General features: G+C 71.1%; 15 protein-coding genes. 6 read left to right on the forward strand and 9 right to left on the reverse strand.

Going from position 1 to position 16,333, the window contains the following annotated elements; all coding sequences use genetic code 11:
- Positions 1-113: 113 nt before the first annotated feature.
- The gene (locus NE236_RS14510) at positions 114-1,109 is read left to right on the forward strand and encodes a phage baseplate protein (protein WP_252842472.1); all 996 of its coding nucleotides are present in this window, start codon (positions 114-116) and stop codon (positions 1,107-1,109) included.
- Between the two features lie 72 nt (positions 1,110-1,181).
- Here NE236_RS14510 and NE236_RS14515 read toward each other — a convergent pair whose 3' ends face one another.
- Complete coding sequence (locus tag NE236_RS14515; RefSeq protein ID WP_252842473.1) at positions 1,182-2,678, reverse strand: M20/M25/M40 family metallo-hydrolase; 1,497 nt, start codon at positions 2,676-2,678, stop codon at positions 1,182-1,184.
- Positions 2,679-2,870: 192 nt separating this feature from the next.
- Here NE236_RS14515 and NE236_RS14520 point away from each other — a divergent pair, with 192 nt between their 5' ends.
- From NE236_RS14520 to manD, 3 genes are all read left to right on the forward strand, one after another.
- Positions 2,871-4,457, forward strand: coding sequence for a GMC family oxidoreductase (locus NE236_RS14520; RefSeq protein WP_443612857.1), 1,587 nt, complete (start codon positions 2,871-2,873; stop codon positions 4,455-4,457).
- A gap of 684 nt (positions 4,458-5,141) precedes the next feature.
- Positions 5,142-6,128 carry a zinc-dependent alcohol dehydrogenase gene (locus NE236_RS14525; protein WP_252842475.1) on the forward strand — a complete coding sequence of 329 codons (987 nt, stop codon included), beginning with the start codon at positions 5,142-5,144 and terminating at the stop codon, positions 6,126-6,128.
- On the forward strand, positions 6,125-7,333 hold the full coding sequence (manD, locus tag NE236_RS14530) for a D-mannonate dehydratase ManD (RefSeq protein ID WP_252842476.1): 1,209 nt from the start codon (positions 6,125-6,127) through the stop codon (positions 7,331-7,333). The genes NE236_RS14525 and manD overlap by 4 nt, the downstream gene beginning before the upstream one ends.
- A gap of 81 nt (positions 7,334-7,414) precedes the next feature.
- Here the strand turns inward: manD and NE236_RS14535 are convergent, their stop codons facing one another.
- The 8 genes from NE236_RS14535 to NE236_RS14570 form a co-directional block, all read right to left on the reverse strand.
- A complete protein-coding gene (locus NE236_RS14535) occupies positions 7,415-8,917 on the reverse strand; it encodes an aldehyde dehydrogenase family protein (protein WP_252842477.1) in 1,503 nt (500 codons plus the stop codon).
- 146 nt (positions 8,918-9,063) lie between these two features.
- Positions 9,064-9,519 carry a hypothetical protein gene (locus NE236_RS14540; protein ID WP_252842478.1) on the reverse strand — a complete coding sequence of 152 codons (456 nt, stop codon included), beginning with the start codon at positions 9,517-9,519 and terminating at the stop codon, positions 9,064-9,066.
- 95 nt (positions 9,520-9,614) lie between these two features.
- Complete coding sequence (locus NE236_RS14545) at positions 9,615-10,241, reverse strand: response regulator (RefSeq protein WP_252842479.1); 627 nt, start codon at positions 10,239-10,241, stop codon at positions 9,615-9,617.
- Positions 10,238-11,437, reverse strand: coding sequence for a sensor histidine kinase (locus NE236_RS44490; RefSeq protein WP_252842480.1), 1,200 nt, complete (start codon positions 11,435-11,437; stop codon positions 10,238-10,240). The genes NE236_RS14545 and NE236_RS44490 overlap by 4 nt, the downstream gene beginning before the upstream one ends.
- Positions 11,395-12,207 carry an ABC transporter permease gene (locus tag NE236_RS14555; RefSeq protein ID WP_252842481.1) on the reverse strand — a complete coding sequence of 271 codons (813 nt, stop codon included), beginning with the start codon at positions 12,205-12,207 and terminating at the stop codon, positions 11,395-11,397. Before NE236_RS14555 ends, NE236_RS44490 begins: the two co-directional genes overlap by 43 nt.
- Positions 12,204-13,049, reverse strand: a complete 846-nt coding sequence (locus NE236_RS14560; protein ID WP_252842482.1) for an ABC transporter ATP-binding protein — start codon at positions 13,047-13,049, stop codon at positions 12,204-12,206. Before NE236_RS14560 ends, NE236_RS14555 begins: the two co-directional genes overlap by 4 nt.
- A gap of 84 nt (positions 13,050-13,133) precedes the next feature.
- Positions 13,134-13,934, reverse strand: a complete 801-nt coding sequence (locus tag NE236_RS14565; protein ID WP_252842483.1) for a site-2 protease family protein — start codon at positions 13,932-13,934, stop codon at positions 13,134-13,136.
- A gap of 3 nt (positions 13,935-13,937) precedes the next feature.
- Positions 13,938-14,513 (reverse strand): TetR/AcrR family transcriptional regulator, encoded by a 576-nt coding sequence (locus NE236_RS14570; protein ID WP_252842484.1) that lies wholly within the window; start codon positions 14,511-14,513, stop codon positions 13,938-13,940.
- Between the two features lie 107 nt (positions 14,514-14,620).
- On the opposite strand from NE236_RS14570, the gene NE236_RS14575 reads away from it, so the two are divergent.
- Positions 14,621-15,499 carry an oxygenase MpaB family protein gene (locus tag NE236_RS14575; protein WP_252842485.1) on the forward strand — a complete coding sequence of 293 codons (879 nt, stop codon included), beginning with the start codon at positions 14,621-14,623 and terminating at the stop codon, positions 15,497-15,499.
- Positions 15,500-15,517: 18 nt separating this feature from the next.
- Complete coding sequence (locus NE236_RS14580; protein WP_252842486.1) at positions 15,518-16,309, forward strand: SDR family NAD(P)-dependent oxidoreductase; 792 nt, start codon at positions 15,518-15,520, stop codon at positions 16,307-16,309.
- The last annotated feature ends 24 nt before the right edge of the window (positions 16,310-16,333 follow it).

Consider the following 16,333-nt stretch of genomic DNA (forward strand, 5'->3'; position numbering starts at 1 on the left):
CGCCTGCGCCCGATGACGCCGTCGGCCGCGAGGAGCCAGGCGTATCGATCATGAATGCCCCCGCAGCGATAGGGTCGCTTCCCCCATTGAACGCGACAAAAGGTGCATATCGAATGAAGCGCAGGGTAGTCCTCGCCGGATGTGGCGTGCTCCTCGCCGCGACGGCCGCCGTCGCGGCCGGCGGGCCGAGCCCGGCCCGGGGTACCGCCGTGACGGACTCGGCGCCGGCGGCGTTCGCGAACAGGTTCGAGCTGAAGGGGTCCTGGGCGCTGCTGTTCCGGAACAAACGGCTGGCCGGCTCCCGGGCGGCGCAGTCATTCGCGTTCGACAACGCTCATCGGCGTATCTATGTCGCCGAGCTCGGCCCGGGCGCGACATCCGGCGGCAACCTTTACATCACCCAGCTGAACTGGTCCGGCACCCGGCTCGGGCACATGACGCTCAAGGGATTCGGCCACGGAGTGTCGATCGGCCTGGAGGTGATGGGCTCCACGCCGTACCTGTGGACCGAGGTGGACGTCGATCCGAAGAAGGGACGCGGCCGCCGCATCGCCCGCTTCAAGTACGCCGCCGGCAGGACGCTGACCAGCACCTCATCCGCGCTGAAGAAGTTCGACCTCGTGCCGGGGGCGACGGCGGAGACGGTGTCGATCGACCAGACCTACAAGCGGATCGTTCTCCGGTACTTCAAGGGGACGAGCAAGCACTACGCGACGTACGACCTGGCGGCCTTCCAGAAGAAGCACGTCTTCACGAAGGTCTACGCGGACATCAAGGAGCCCTCATGGATGAGCACTCCGTCCTTCCAGGGCTACACGACGTACGACCGTCATCTCTACATGGTCCAGGGCACCGCGTACGGGACCGACAACGCTCGCTCGGGAAAGGGCGACACCATGCTCACCTCGGTGGACCTCGCCACCGGTCGGGTCGAACAGCGGCAGGTGCGGACCACGGCGGGCTCGTCCCTGTACACGCGTGAGCCGGAGGGACTGGCGATCCAGGTGGTGAACGGAGCACCACGGCTCTGCATCGGCTTCGCCACCACGGCGACGGCGACCAGTACGACTCGGCTCTTCACCGTCTACGACACGAGCAAGCGGGTGTGAGGCCCGCCGCCTACCTCGGCGGCGGGCCTCACACCCGTGACCACGCCCGGCGTGGTCACGGGGTGTGTGGGGTCAGCGAAGGTCGCGGCCCACGGGGGTGTGGGCACGGGCCTTGGCGGCCTTGGGAGCCGCGACGCGTCCGCCGTTGACCGGCAGGGTGCTGCCCGCGAACACCTGCGCGGCGTGCGCGGCACCGTCCGCGAGCTGGTCGAGGATGGTGCTGTTGTTGTTGGCGTACGTGTCGCAAGCCAAGTGGTAGCAGGGGTCGTACGCCTTGCCCGCCTCACCGCCGTAGATCTTCGCCTCGGCCTCGGTCTTCAGCTTCTCCGCGCCGGAGTCGAGGCCGCCGGCCGGGATGCCGTTCTCGATGAACGGCCCGTAGTCGGAGCGCCCGTTGAACTCGCTCGGCGAGGTCGCCAGCTTCCGCGTGCCGTAGTAGTCGAGGAAGACCTTCTCGATCGCGCCGGAGCCGGCGGGCGGGTTGGTGCCCGCGCCCTCCGAGTCGTCGCCGTCGTACACGCCGCGCACGCCGTTGGGCGAGCCGAGCATGTCGAAGTTGAGGTTGAGGGCGATCCTGGACTTCTGGGCGGCCGTCAGGTGCTCGACGTAGTACTCCGAGCCGAGCAGGCCCTCCTCCTCGGCACCCCAGAACGCGAATCGCACCTTGTTCTTGATGCCCTTGCCGAGCTTGTCGATCTGCTCGGCGATGGTGAGGACCGTGGCGGTGCCGCTGCCGTTGTCGTTGATGCCGGGGCCGGCCGTGACGCTGTCGAGGTGCGCGCCGAGGACGACGACGTTGTCGGCGCGGCCGCGCCTGGTCTCGGCGAGGACGTTGTGCGCGGTGCGCTTCTCGCTGAACGTGTCGGTCTTGATGTGCAGCTTCAGCGTTCCGGACGCCGAATCCTTCACCAGGTCGGTACCGAGCTGGTAGGTCGGGCCGATCACCGGGATCTTCCACGGCGTGCTGGCGGTGCCCTGCACCGGGCCCATGCGCTCGGGCGACGCGCCGTCGTTGTAGATCGCGATGGCGGCGGCGCCGGCGGTCTGGGCGTTGCCGGCCTTCACCGAGAAGTTGCAACCGCCGCGCTTGACCAGGGCGATGTTCCCCTTCGGGAAGCCGGCGAAGTCGTCGGCCTCGCAGCCGCTGCCCACGCCGGCGCCCGCCGCGTCGACCGCCGTGGCGACGGCGGTGACGTCACCGGAGCCGGAGAAGTCCAGGGTCGCGTAGTCGGTGCCGTAGACGTACGAGGGGCCGCCCGGCCGGTCGAGGACCGCGGGCGTCTTCTCCTTGTAGTAGTCGAAGGGGAAGTCCTGCACCGTCGGGCGGTAGCCGGCCTTCTTCAGCTGCTTGACGACGTACTTCGTGGAGATCTCGAAGCCGGATTCGCCCGCCGCGCGGGTGCCGCCGTTGTAGGTGGCGATCGTCTGGAGGTCTTTCTGATGCCGGCGGATGTCCTTGAGCTTCACCAGCTTGTCGAGGCGCGGCCGTGCGGCCGCGTCAGCGGGGGCCGCCGCCCCGATGGAGGCGGCGGCCAGGCCGATGAGGGTACTGATGGCCAGTTTGCGCAATGAGGGCCCCTTGAAACGGTAAAAGGGAGGTAATGCGCAAATCGTGACATCGCCGGGAGTCTCGCCGCCAGACATGAGACCGACTCGTTGCGGAAGATCGGAACGGTTCGCCAGAACGTGATTCGGTGCACTGTCCGGAATCGTCCGTGATCGATAGTGTTTCGCGCAGGCTCACAAGGCGTGGAGGCGGCCGTGTACGACTTCGTCATCGTCGGTGCCGGCAGCGCGGGCTGCGTGCTCGCCGAGCGGCTCAGTGCGGACCCGGGGACGAAGGTCCTGCTCCTGGAGGCCGGACCGCCCGATGACGCCCCCGAGATCCACATTCCGGCGGGGATCTCGGCGCTGTTCAAGAGCCAGTACGACTGGGACTACACGACCACCCCGCAACCCGGCGCGGGAGACCGCACGGTCTACTGGCCGCGCGGCCGGACCCTGGGCGGCAGCTCGTCGACCAACGCGATGATCTACATCAGGGGTCACCGGCACGACTTCGACACCTGGCGCGACGAGTACGGCTGCAAGGGCTGGGGCTACGCCGACCTGCTGCCCTACTTCCTGCGCGCGGAGGACCAGCAGCGCGGCGCGTCGGACTACCACGGCATCGACGGGCCGCTCCGCGTCGAGGACCTGCGCTACAAGCATCCGCTCACCCGTGCCTGGGTCGAGTCGGCGACGGCCTTCGGCCTGCCCGCCAACAACGACTTCAACGGCGCCGAGCAGGACGGGGTCGGGTTCTACCAGGTGACGCAGCGGCGGGGCCGCCGGTGGTCGACGGCCGACGCCTACCTGGCGCGAGCGGCGGAGCGCCCGAACCTGACGGTGGCGACCGACGCGCTGGTCACCCGGGTGGTCATCGAGAACGGCCGGGCCACCGGCGTCGCGTACGTGCGCGGCGGGGCGGAGCAGCGGGCCGTCGCCCGGCGCGAGGTCATCCTGTCCGGCGGAGCGGTCAACTCACCGCAGGTCCTCATGCTGTCCGGCGTGGGGCCCGCCGACCACCTGCGCTCGCTCGGCATCGACGTGGTCGTGGACCTGCCCGCCGTGGGAACCGGGCTGCAGGATCACCCGATGGTGCCCGTCATGTGGCACACGCCGGGCAAGAAGGCGCTCTGGGAGGGCGTCAACACGCGCAGCCTCCTGCTGTACCAGGCCCTGGGGCGCGGACCGTACGCCTCGAACGTCGCCGAGGCCGGCGGCTTCGTACGGACCCGTCCCGACCTGCCGGCGCCGGACCTGCAGTACCACGTGCTGCCGACGCCGTACCTCGACCAGGGCCTGACCGACCCGAACAAGCGGATCATCTCGGTGTTCGCCACCACCGTGGCCGTGGCCGGTCGCGGCAGCGTGACCCTGCGGTCCGCCGACCCGCGCTGGAAGCCCCTGATCGACCCGGACTACCTGGGTGACGCGGCGGATCTCGACGTGCTCCTCGCGGGCGTCCGCCAGGCCCGGGAGATCGCGGCGACCGGCCCGCTGGCCCGGATCGTCGGCGGGGAGTACGCCCCCGGCGAGGACGTCGAGGACCTCGCCGAGTGGGTCCGGGGGCAGGTCGTGACGCTCTACCACCCCACCAGCACGTGCGCGATGGGCGGGGCCGATGACGCGGTCTGCGACCCCGAACTACGGGTGCGCGGCGTGGACGGCCTGCGCGTCGTCGACGCGTCGGTGATGCCGGCGGTGCCCCGGGGCAACACGAACGCCCCGACGATCGCGATCGCCGAGCGGGCCGCCGACCTGATCGCCGGCGGCACGCTGCTGCCTCCGGTCGAATTCGCCTGACCGTAGACCGGAGATCGTGGTCTCGCGGCCCTGGGAGCTGTGCGCCCGCGTTGAGCCCCGCCCGGATGGAGGGCGCCTGTACGGGCGGGGCCCAGCGGGGGCGCACAGATCCGGCAGGGGCGCCCCGATCCGTGGGGCGCCCGGATCCGGCGGGGTCACCGCGTACGACGACGCAGAAGGCGGCGGGGCTGGTTCTCCTCCCGCGCCTGGACGCGCAGCTCGCGGACGCGCTCGTCCATGAGGGCCTTGACGATGTCCGGATGCATCTTCGTGCTCCTTGCGGTGCGAGCCGGTCGATCCGGCCTCGCACTCATAAGGTTCGTTCTAAGGCGGGGTCCGGGGCATCGGAACAATGCCTCATCCTTCGGCCGCCCGGGGTCTAAGCACCCCTCCGACGCGCGTACGCCGCCTAAGGCCGCCTCAGGCCACCCGGGTGCGGGGGACGCGGCGGCGGTTAGAGATGTCCCAGAGCTTCGGTCCGTTGACGTCGGCGTCCTCCAGAGGGGCGGCGCCCACGCCGCGGCGGCCGAGGTGACACGCTGATCCCAATCGACACGTGAGCGGCGCGCGTCGTCTGGACTGAGGAGCGCAGGGAGCGAAGCGACCGGAGCGACGAGGGAAGACGGCGCATTGGGCGCCGCGAACCGCGCTCGCGAAGCGAGCGCAATTCAACATGGAGGACACATGGCCACACTTCCGGCGTTGATCTGGCGGGGTGGGAGCGAGGCGGCCGTCGTCGACGTGCCGCGTCCGGCGGCGCGCGAGGGCTGGTCACGGGTCCGCGTCGGGTACGCCGGGCTGTGCGGCAGCGACCTGCACATCCTGGCCGGTGAGCACATCCGGGCGCAGCCGGGCATCGTGATCGGGCACGAGTTCGCCGGCACGCTCGACGAACCGGCCGCCGGGCTGGAGGCGGGCACGCCCGTGTTCGTCAATCCGATGGTGCACTGCGGCGTCTGCGACGCCTGTACGCGCGGCCGGGTGAACATCTGCCAGTCCCTCACGTCGGTCGGCATCGACTACCCCGGAGCCGCCTGCCCCGAGGTCGTGGTGCCCGACTACGGGCTGTACCCGCTGCCGCCCGGGATGCCGCTCGCCGACGCCGCACTGGTGGAGCCCCTCGCCGTCGGCGTACGGGCCGTCCGGCGTGGTGAGGTGCGTCTCGGTGACCGCGTGCACGTCATCGGGGCGGGGCCGATCGGCTGCATCGTCGGCCTGCTGGCCAGGATGGCCGGGGCCGTCGAGGTGACCGTGTCCGAGCCGTCGGCGTTCCGGCGGGAGCAGGCGGCGGCGCTCGGCCTGACCGTCGTGGACGGCGGCGCCACCCCGACGGCCGACGTCGTCTTCGACGCGACCGGGCACCCGGCGGCGGCACCCGAGATCACGTCATGGGCGCGGCCGGGCGGGCGCATCGTCCTCGTCGGGGCGTACCCGCCGGCGCCGCAGCGGACGGCCCTACTGTCGATCATGTTCGCCGAGCTCACCCTCGTCGGCACGCGGATCTACACCCGCCCGGACATCCTGGCCGCGATCGAGCTGATCGCGACCGGCCGCGTCGACGTCTCCCGTTTCGTGACCGAGGTCGTGCCGCTGCGCGACGCCGCGAAGGCGGTCGAGCGGCTGCGGGCGGGGACCGCGATGAAGCTGCTGGTCGCCCCGGAGGGCACATGAAGATCACTGACGCCGCGGTCATCGTCACCGCGCCGGGACGCAACTACGTCACCCTCAGACTGACGACCGACGACGGCATCGTCGGGTACGGCGACGCGACCCTGAACGGACGCGAGCTGGCCGTCGCCGCCTACCTGAGCGAGCACGTGCTGCCGCTGCTGGCCGGCCGCGACGCCTCCCGGATCGGCGACACCTGGCAGTACCTCTACAAGGGCGCGTACTGGCGGCGCGGCCCGGTCACGATGACCGCGATCTCAGCGGTCGACCAGGCACTGTGGGACATCAAGGGCAAGGCCGCGGGCCTGCCGGTGTACCAGCTGCTCGGCGGCAGGGCACGGGAGGCGCTCACCGTGTACGGGCACGCCAGCGGCGTCGACGTCGACGACCTCCTCGCCGACGTCGCGCGGCACCTCGAGCTCGGCTACACCGCCGTTCGCGTGCAGGCCAAGATCCCCGGGATGGACTCCACGTACGGGATGCACACCGGCTCGCAGATCTACGAGCCCGCGTCCGGCGCGCTGCCCCGGGAGGAGACCTGGAACACCGCCGCGTACCTCGACTTCGTCCCGACCCTGATGAAGCGGGTCCGCGAGGAGTTCGGATACGGCTTCCACCTGCTGCACGACGCGCATCACCGGCTGACCCCGATCGAGGCGGCCCGGCTCGGCGGCGCGCTGGAGCCGTACCGCATGTTCTGGCTGGAGGACGCCACCCCGGCCGAGGACCAGGAGGCGTTCCGCCTCATCCGCTCGCACACGGTCACGCCGCTGGCGGTCGGCGAGGTCTTCAACACCATCTGGGACTGCCGGCAGCTGATCACCGAACGGCTCATCGACTACATCCGGACGTCCGTCGCGCACGCGGGCGGCATCTCCCACGTACGCCGGATCATGGACCTGGCCGACCTGTACGGCGTCCGCTCCGGCTCACACGGCCCGGGCGACGTCTCACCGGTCGGCCTGGCCGCCAACCTGCATCTCGACCTGGCCATCCCGAACTTCGGGATCCAGGAGTACATGGGCCACCGCGACCCGGCCGGCGAGGTCTTCGACTGGGGCTACCGGTACGAGAGCGGGATGCTGTGGCTGTCGGACCGGCCGGGGCTCGGCGTCGAGGTCGACGAGGAGGCCGCGCGGCGATACCCCTACGACCCGAAGTACCTGCCGGTCGCGCGGCTGCCGGACGGCGGCATGCACGACTGGTGAGCGGCGCGCGGGAGCGGCCGGCCGCTCCCGCGCCCCGGTCAGCGGTAGCGCCGGCGCGGTGCCGGCCGCACGCGCGCTTGGTCAGCGGTAGCGGCGGCCGTGCAGCAGGCCGACGAGCTGCAGCAGCTTGGCCATGTCCTTGTCGGTGCGCTTGAACGACGTGAGGTTCATCGGCGCGGCGAACCGCTGCCGGGTGATGGCCTTGGCGCGGGCGAACTCCCGCAGGCCGTCGGCGCCGTGGATGCGGCCGAAGCCGGAGTCGCCCACCCCGCCGAACGGCAGGGCCGGGACGGCCGCGAAGGCGATCACGGCGTTGATCGAGGTCATGCCGCTGCGGAGCCGGCGCGCCGTGTCCATGGCCGTCGAGCGGCTCCGGGAGTAGATCGCGCCCGCCAGGGCGTACGGGGTGGCGTTGGCGCGGGTGACGGCCTCGTCCATGGACTTGACCCGGTGCACGGTGATGGTCGGGCCGAAGGTCTCCTCGCGGACCGCGGGGGCGTCGTCCGGAACGTCCACGAGGATCACCGGTTCGACGTAGGGTTCCTTCACCGCGTCGGCGCCGCCGACGATCGCCCGGCCGCCCCGTGCCAGGGCGTCGTCGACGTGCCGCTTGATGACGTCGAGCTGGCCGGGCATGGTGATCGGGCCGTACGCGGCGGTGCGGTCCTCGCCGGGCCGCAGCGTCCTGGCCTGTTCGGTCAGCTTGGCGACGAAATCGTCGTAGACACCGTCGATGACGTACACCCGCTCGACACCGGCGCAGGTCTGGCCCGCGTTGGACATCGCGCCCCACAGCGCCGCCTCGGCGGCTTCGTCGAGGTCGGCGTCGGCGTCGACGATGAACGCGTCCTTGCCGCCGCACTCGGCGACGATGGGGGTGAGGCGCTCGGCGCAGGCCGCCATGACCTTCCGCGCGGTGGGCGCGGACCCGGTGAAGGCGATCTTGTCGACGGCACCGCGGGTGAGCGCCGCGCCGGTCTCGCCCAGGCCGGTCACGACCTGGAACACCGGCTGCTCCGGGATGACCTCGGAGACGATCTCGGCGAGCAGCAGGCCGACGCCGGGGGTGTACTCCGAGGGTTTGAAGACGACCGCGTTGCCCGCCGCCAGCGCGTACGCGATCGAGCCGACGGGGGTGAAGAGTGGGTAGTTCCACGGCCCGATCACGCCGACGACGCCGAGCGGCTGGTACTCCAGGACGCACTTCTGGTTGATCGCGACGAGGCCCGGGAAGACGCCGCGCGGGCCGAGGACCTTCTGAGCGTTACGCGCCGCCCAGTCCAGGTGCGTGATCGCCAGCACCGTCTCGAGCTGGGCGTCGGCCACCGGCTTGCCGGTCTCCTGGTGGATCGCGGCCGCCACGCGGTTCAGCGCGCGGGTCAGGGCGCCCTTGATGTTGAGCAGCCGGGCCCGGCGCTCCTTCCAGCCGAGGTCCGCCCACCACACCGAGGCGACGCGGGCGCGCTCGACGGCGGCGTTCACTGCGGCCTCGTCGTGGACCGGGTGCTCGCCGAGGACCTCGCCGGTCGCCGGGTTCAGGGAACGGAACGTCTCGGCGGTCTTCTCGTTCGCAGTCGCGGTCATCGGCGTCACCCGGTCCATAACGAGGTTCGGTTTCCCCGTAATCTATCGCTTACGCGCCGCGTGGGAACGGCGCGGAACGCGAACCGCGGCCCGCCGTGCGCCCGGGCGAGCGTACGGCGGGCCGAGCGCAGCCGGTGGTCGCCGGACTACCAGTAGACCGGTCCCGAACTGCATGACGGGTCGTCGCCTGGGTGATCGAAGGTGACGTACATGTACATGCTCTGCTGATGGCGGGTGTAGGAAATATCCTTCTTCGCAGGCGTCAGCAGGTGGCGGGTCTTGCCGTCACCCATGCCGTTGTCCCTGTTCTCCCATTCTTTCGTGGGATTGACGCCGTAGTCCTTGAAGGAGATGTTGTTCTTGTTCCTCGACTTCGCGTACTTCTTCTTGATGTTGTAGGTGATGTAGTTGACGTGCCTGGTGCGGTTCTTGCCGAGCGTGAAGTGGATGTAGAACGTCGCGACGTCGCCCGACTTCTTGTTCTTACAGGTGATCGGCTGCGGCAATGAGGCATAGGCCGGGGTGGCGACGGCCAGGGTGCCGCAGGCGACGGCGGCGGCCGCGCCGACGGCCGCGACCCTGCGCCGGGACAGGAAGGACATGGCGCTCCTCGGTAGCGGGATTTTGAAGATCAACTGTCGGGGCTCGGCGCCGTCGGGGTCAAGGGTCTGCAGTCCCAATGCGGTCTGCCCGAAAGTCACCGCCCAGGGGAGGGGAGGATGCCGCGTTCGATGGCCGCGGTCACCGCGGCGGTCCGGCCGGAGACCCCCAGCTTGCCGAACGTCCGCAGGAGGTGGGTCTTGACCGTCGCCTCGCTGATGAGCAACTCCCGGCCGATCTCGGCGTTGGTACGGCCGCGGGCGACGAGCCGCAGCACGTCGATCTCCCGGCGGGACAGCTCGACGGGGGAGCGTATCCGCGACACCAGCTTCGCGGCCACCGAGGGGGCCAGCACCGTCTCGCCGCGCGCGGCCGCGCGGACGGCCTGCGCGAGGTCGTGCCGCGAGGCGTCCTTGAGCAGGTATCCGGCGGCGCCCGCCTCGACCGCGCGGAGGATGTCGGCGTCCGTGTCGTACGTCGTCAGCACCACGACGCGGGTCTGCGGGCGCTGGACGAGCACCCGCGCGGTCGCCTCCACGCCGTCACCGCCCGGCATCCGCAGGTCCATCAGCACGACGTCCGGTTCGTGCGCCCGGACCGCCGCGACCGCCTCGGCGGCGCCACCGGCCTCGGCCACGACCGTCAGGTCGTCCTCGGCCGACAGCATGCCGCGTAGCCCCTCGCGTACGACCGGATGGTCGTCGACGAGCAACACCTTGATCACGCCGGTACCTCCACCGCGACGGCCGTTCCCGCGCCCGGCTCGCTCCGTACGTCGAGGGTGCCGCCGACCTGGCCGACGCGTTCGCGCATGCCGAGCAGGCCGAAGCCGCGCGCCGTTCCGGGGGAGAAACCGACGCCATCATCGCGTATCTCCAGGCGTACCGACTCCGCCGCGTACGCCAGGCGCACCTCGACCCGGTCCGCCTTCGCGTGCTTGCGGACGTTGGCCAGGCCCTCCTGGGCGGCGCGCAGCAGCACGACCTCCGCCCTGGCGGTCAGCCGTCGCGGCTCGCCCGTCAGCGTGTAGTCCGCCGCCATCCCCAACTCCTCACGGATCCGTTCCGTCAGGCGGCCGACGGCCTCGTCCAGCGAGGAACCGCCGAGCGGGGCGGGCGGCAGGGCGGCCACCAGGGCGCGGGCCTCGGCGAGGTTCTCCCGCGCGGTGCGGGCCGCCAGGCCGAGCTGCCGTCGCGCCTCTTCCGGTGCACGGCCGACATACGCGTCGGCCGCCTGCAGCAGCATCAGGATGCTGGTGAACCCCTGGGCGAGCGTGTCGTGGATCTCCGCGGCCATCCGCTCGCGCTCGGCCATCACGCCGGCCTCCCGGCTGACCTCGGCCAGCTCCGCTCGCGTCGTCTCCAGCTGCTGGATCAGGTTCCGGCGGTCCGTGCTCTGGGCGATGATCCGCTCGATCCAGATCCCGAAGAACGTCGAGAATCCGATGACCACGACCGTCCACAGCACGAACGACGCGATCGAACCGGCGTCGGGGTCGCTGTCGAGGAACCGCGTCGCCGGGACGGCGTTGAGGAGGATCAGGGCGACGAGGCTCTCCTGCCAGCGAACCAGCATGAAGCACTGCGGGGACGCCGCGAACAGGACCAGCGAGCTCTCCGGGGCAGCCAGCGCGGCCGAACCGGACAGCACGACCATGCCGCCGATGTAGACGTACGACATCGGGCCGGCCTGCTCGTGCCCGAGGAGCCGCCGGCCGAGGAGCAGGTACCACGGCAGCAGGGCCAGGAGAACGGCGGCGGCGACCGCGCTCCTGCCGACCGGCTCGGTCGCCAGCACGTAGATGACGGTGGAGACCAGGACCAGGCCGAAGTACGCCTCCCATCGGCCCAGTCCCCACTCCCAGGCGTCCTTGGTCGTCATCCGTCGCGGCGCCGTTTCCAGCGGAAGGTCGTCATGCACAGCGCCAATCCTGCGACGCCCCAGGCGGCCAGCACCAGTCCGGTGCGCCCGTGCTCCCACGCGTGCGCGGGCTCCGCAGCCAGCAGCGTGTCCGGCAGCAGCGCCGACCGCAGGCCCTGGCACATCCACTTGAGCGGGAAGATCGCGCCCACCTGCCGCACGCCCGAGGGCAGGTCACCGAAGGTGAAGTAGACGCCGGAGATGAACTGCAGGACGAGGTACGGCAGGTTGAGCACGGCCGCCGCGCCCCGGCCCGAACGCGGCACGCTGCTGATCGCGATGCCGAGCAGCGTGCAGACGGCCACCCCGGCCACGAAGACCCACGCGAACGTGAGCCAGCGCTCCGGCGTGCTCGGGGGCTTCAGGCCGAACAGGACGTTCCCGAGCACGAACAGGAGGAGGGTCTCCAGCAGCGACAGCACCAGTGCCGAGATCGTCTTGCCGATGAAGTACGCCGCCTTGGGCATCGGCGTGCCGTACAGCCTCTTGAGCGTGCCGTCGTCGCGTTCCTGCGCGATGGAGACGCCCAGGCTGACGAACGTCGTCGACATGATGCCGCTGGCGATGATCCCGGCGGCGAAGTACTGCCGGAAGTCCACGCCCGTATGGCCGACCTCTCCCTTGAAGATCGAGCCGAAGATCAGCATCAGGATGACGGGCATGGCGAGCGTGAAGACCACGGCCGACGTCTCGCGGAAGTAGCCCTTCAGTTCCAGGGCTCCCCGGGACAGCCCGATCCGCGCGGTGGACGGCAGGGCGGGGGTGGTCATCGGTCTGCTCCGATCATGGCGAGGTAGACGTCCTCGAGGGTGGGACGGGCGACGGTCAGCTCCGGCACCTCGCCGTCGAACTTCTGGCTCAGCTCGGCCACCACCTGCGTGGGGGAGTCCGTCTCGATGGACTGCCGGCCCTGGGGACCGAGCCAGCCGACGCGCGCCGTGGCGTTGGCACGGCCCCCCAGCTCCATCGGCGAGCCGACCTCGACGACCCGGCCGCCGACGATCACGCCGACGCGGTCCGCGAGCGTCTCGGCCTCGTCCAGGTAGTGGGTGGTCAGCAGGATCGTCGTGCCGCCGTGCGCCAGCCCTTCGATGAGCTTCCAGAATTGCCGCCGGGCGTCCGGGTCGAACCCGGTCGTCGGCTCGTCGAGGAACAGCAGCTCGGGACCGCCGACGATGCCGAGGGCGACGTCGACCCGCCGGCGCTGGCCGCCGGACAGGAGCGCCAGCCGCGCCCCGGCCTTCTCGGTGAGGCCGACCGCCTCGATCACCTCGTCGACGTCACGGGGCCGGGGGTAGTAGCCCGCGAAGTGCCGGACGATCTCCCGGACGCTCAGCTCCGGCTGCTCGTTCGAGGTCTGCAGCACGATGCCCAGCCGGGCGCGCCACTCCCGGGTCGGCTTTCCGGGGTCCACCCCGAGGACGGACACGTCACCGCCGGTCCGCCGCCGGTGTCCTTCGAGGATCTCGACCGTGGTGCTCTTGCCGGCGCCGTTGGGGCCGAGCAGGGCGAAGACCTCACCGCGGAAGATGTCCAGGTCGACGCCGTTCACCGCGTCGACGTCGCCGTATCGCTTGCGCAGGCCGCGGACCCGCACCGCCGTCTCGTTCATGGCTCCAGCGTCCCGGCGACCTGGCCGGTCCGGGATCGGTGGTCCGGTCATTCCCGTGTCCACCGAACGGTGGACACGGGGGCCTCAGCCCGCGAAGTCGACGCTCTGCCAGAACCGGAACAGCTCGTGTCCGACGGCGATGAGGTTCTGGTCGACGCCGAACAGGTCGGTCAGGTGGTAGACGAGGGAGAAGAACTGCTCGTTGACCGCCGGGATCCACAGCAGAGCGAGCAGCGCCATGAAGGCGTACCCGCCGATCTTGTCCGCCTGCGCGACCCAGTTGCGCGGCAGGTAGGGCTCGACGATGCCGAAGCCGTCCAGGCCGGGCACCGGCAGCAGGTTCAGCACGGCGGCGGTGACCTGCAGGAAGGCCAGGAACGCCGCGCCGGTCCAGAACAGCAGGTGTGCCGGGTCCTTCGCGAGGTTGGTGATGACGATGCCGAGGACGATCGCGAAGATGAGGTTGGCGATCGGTCCGGCGGCGGAGATCAGGCTGTGCCGGATCCTCCCGGGGATCGCCCCGCGGTCGATGTAGACGGCGCCGCCCGGCAGGCCGATCCCGCCGAGCAGCACGAACAGTACGGGCAGCAGGAAGCTCAGCGTGATGTCGCCGTACTTCAGCGGGTTCAGCGTCAGGTAGCCGTTGGTCGCGACGCTCCGGTCACCGGAGCGCCAGGCGAAGAACGCGTGCCCGAACTCGTGCAGGCACAGCGACACGATCCACCCGCTGACGACGAACACGAACAGGAACAACCGGGCGGTCCGATCCGGGCTGATGCCGTATTGCCAGACCGCCAGGCCGGACAGCGCGAACAGGCCGAGGACGAACAGGAACGCCGGGCTGGGGCGCACGGAGGACCGCACCGCGCTTACGTTGGTGGACATCGATTATTCGCTCTCTACGAGGGCGGGGAGGACATAGGTGCGCAGGAAGTCTCGGGGGTCGCCGTCGCGGGGCAGGGCGATCAGCGAGGAGATGATCCGGAAGAGGAACTCGATCGTGCCCTCGACCGTGATGTCCGCGCGGAGCAGGCGCTCGCGCTGGGCCGTCGCGAAGTACGGCCGGACGCGGTCGGCGCACAGGCGCAGGACGCTCTCGGAGGCCCCGGCGACGGCCGTCTGGGTGTGACCGGCCGCCTCCGGGGTGAGCAGGGCGGCCACCCTCGGCTCGCGGCGCACGAACGCGACCGCGTCGACCACGCCTTCGACGATGCCGTCGGCGACCGAGGACTCCTTGCCGAGCCGCACGGCCAGGCGGTCGAGGAAGCGGCGCATGTCACGGAGGAGGACGGCGAGGATCACCTCGTCCCGCCCGCCGGCGAAGCTGCGGTAGACGGTCGCCCGGGACAGCCCCGCCGCCGCCGCGATGTCCTCCACCGTCGTCTTGCCGACGCCGTACCGCGCGAAGCAACGCTCGGCGGCGTTGACGATCCGCTCCCGGACGTCGGTGGTGACCTGCGGCATGCCTGGCAGAGTACCGGTCCCGTGTGGTGCGACACACGAGACATATTTCGTATCTTGGTGCAATCGGCGTAGCGTGGTCGCCGCACCCCCCGAGCGCCGGAGGCCGGATGAATCCGCGTATTTCCATCGACGACGCGTTCTGGGCGATGATGGCCGCCGCGCACCTGCCGGGGGAGCAGTACACCGAACCGCCCGGTGATCCGGGGCTGTTCGGGCCGGACTCGGCCATCTGGCACGTCCACGGCGACGTCTCGGCCGTCCTCGGCGGCGTGTCCGGACTCATCCTCGGCACGCTGAACGAGCCGGTCACCCACGGGACGAACCGCTTCTCCGACTACCTCCAGGATCCGATCAAACGGCTCGGCTTCACCGCGTCGTTCGTGCTCGGCATGACGTACGGCTCGACGCCCGTGGCGGAGCGGCTCGCCGCCACGGTCACGGCGATGCACCAGCGTGTGCGGGGCGCGATGCCCGACGGCCGCACCTTCTCCGCCACCGACCCGGACGACATTCTGTGGGTCGGCATCACCCAGGCGTACTCCGTCGCCCGCGCGCACGTCGCGTACCACCCGCGCCCGCTCACCGGGCCCGACCTCGACCGGTACTTCGCCGAGTACGCGGTGATCAACGAGATGCTCGGCGCGCGCGACTCGCCCCGGACGCTCGCCGAGGCGGAGGACTACTTCACGGCGATGCGCCCCCGGCTCACCGTCAGCGAGGAGGTGCTCCAGGCCGTCGCGTTCCTGCGCAGGCCCAAGGGCGCCGGCCCGGCGACCCGGATCTCCAGCGCGCTCCTCGCCCGGGTCGCGACCGACCTGCTCCCGGACTGGGCGCTCGCCCTCCTCGGCGGACGCCCGCCCCTCCCGTACGCGACGCGGGCCGCTGGCCACGCCCTCGTGCGCACGCTCCGGTACGGCGTCCGGTACCGGATGATCGACGAGGCGCGGGCCCGCTGCGCCGCGGCCCCCGTGGAGGCCGTGTCCTGACATGACAGGATGCGAACCATGAGGATCTCTGGGGCGAAGGCCCTCGTGACCGGGGCGACCGGAGGCATCGGCCAGGCCATCGCCCGCGAGCTCGCCGCTCGAGGCGCGTCGGTCGTCCTCACGGGCCGCCGCGCCGACGTACTCGAACCGCTCGCCGCCGAGCTCGGCGGCCGGGCGATCGTCGCCGACCTCTCCGACCGGGACGGCGCGGAGCGCCTCCTGGACCAAGCCGGGGAGGTGGACATCCTCGTCGCCAACGCCGGGCTTCCCGCGACCGGGCCGCTCACCGGCTTCTCCCTCGAGGACATCGACCGGACGCTCGACGTCAACCTGCGCGTGCCGCTCGTCATGGCCCGGCTGGCGGCCGAGCAGATGACCGCCCGCGGGCGCGGGCACCTGGTCTTCGTGTCGTCGATCGGGGGCAAGACCGCGACAGGAGGCGCGTCGCTGTACAACGCGACCAAGTTCGGGCTGCGCGGCCTCGCCCTGGGCCTGCGTGAGGACCTGCGGCCGCACGGCGTCGGTGTCTCGGCGATCTACCCGGGATTCATCCGGGACGCCGGGATGTTCGCCGACAGCGGGGTGACCCTGCCTCCCGGTGTGGGCACCCGCACGCCCGGCGACGTGGCGCGCGCCGTCGCCCGCGCCATCGAGCGCGACGCCGCGGAGGTCGACGTCGCGCCGCCGGCCGTCCGCCTCGGCGTGAGGCTCGCGGCCCTGGCACCCGGCCTGTCCGCCCGGGTCCAGCGGCTGGCCGGCGCGCAGAAGATCACCCGGGCGCTCTCCGAGAGCCAGCGGGACAAACGCTGACCGGCGCCCCGCCGGCAGGCCGGC

The sequence above is a fragment of the Actinoallomurus purpureus genome (genome assembly GCF_024055795.1).
Classification (GTDB): domain Bacteria; phylum Actinomycetota; class Actinomycetes; order Streptosporangiales; family Streptosporangiaceae; genus Actinoallomurus; species Actinoallomurus purpureus.

What these genes read in the sequence shown, in the direction of transcription:
- manD (WP_252842476.1), top strand. Translation starts at nt 6,125, where the DNA reads ATGAAGATCACTGACGCCGCGGTCATCGTCACCGCGCCGGGACGCAAC.
- NE236_RS14525 (WP_252842475.1), top strand. Translation starts at nt 5,142, where the DNA reads ATGGCCACACTTCCGGCGTTGATCTGGCGGGGTGGGAGCGAGGCGGCC.
- NE236_RS14575 (WP_252842485.1), top strand. Translation starts at nt 14,621, where the DNA reads ATGAATCCGCGTATTTCCATCGACGACGCGTTCTGGGCGATGATGGCC.
- NE236_RS14560 (WP_252842482.1), bottom strand. Translation starts at nt 13,049, where the DNA reads ATGAACGAGACGGCGGTGCGGGTCCGCGGCCTGCGCAAGCGATACGGC.
- NE236_RS14555 (WP_252842481.1), bottom strand. Translation starts at nt 12,207, where the DNA reads ATGACCACCCCCGCCCTGCCGTCCACCGCGCGGATCGGGCTGTCCCGG.
- NE236_RS14580 (WP_252842486.1), top strand. Translation starts at nt 15,518, where the DNA reads ATGAGGATCTCTGGGGCGAAGGCCCTCGTGACCGGGGCGACCGGAGGC.
- NE236_RS14510 (WP_252842472.1), top strand. Translation starts at nt 114, where the DNA reads ATGAAGCGCAGGGTAGTCCTCGCCGGATGTGGCGTGCTCCTCGCCGCG.
- NE236_RS14540 (WP_252842478.1), bottom strand. Translation starts at nt 9,519, where the DNA reads ATGTCCTTCCTGTCCCGGCGCAGGGTCGCGGCCGTCGGCGCGGCCGCC.
- NE236_RS14565 (WP_252842483.1), bottom strand. Translation starts at nt 13,934, where the DNA reads ATGTCCACCAACGTAAGCGCGGTGCGGTCCTCCGTGCGCCCCAGCCCG.
- NE236_RS14535 (WP_252842477.1), bottom strand. Translation starts at nt 8,917, where the DNA reads ATGACCGCGACTGCGAACGAGAAGACCGCCGAGACGTTCCGTTCCCTG.
- NE236_RS14570 (WP_252842484.1), bottom strand. Translation starts at nt 14,513, where the DNA reads ATGCCGCAGGTCACCACCGACGTCCGGGAGCGGATCGTCAACGCCGCC.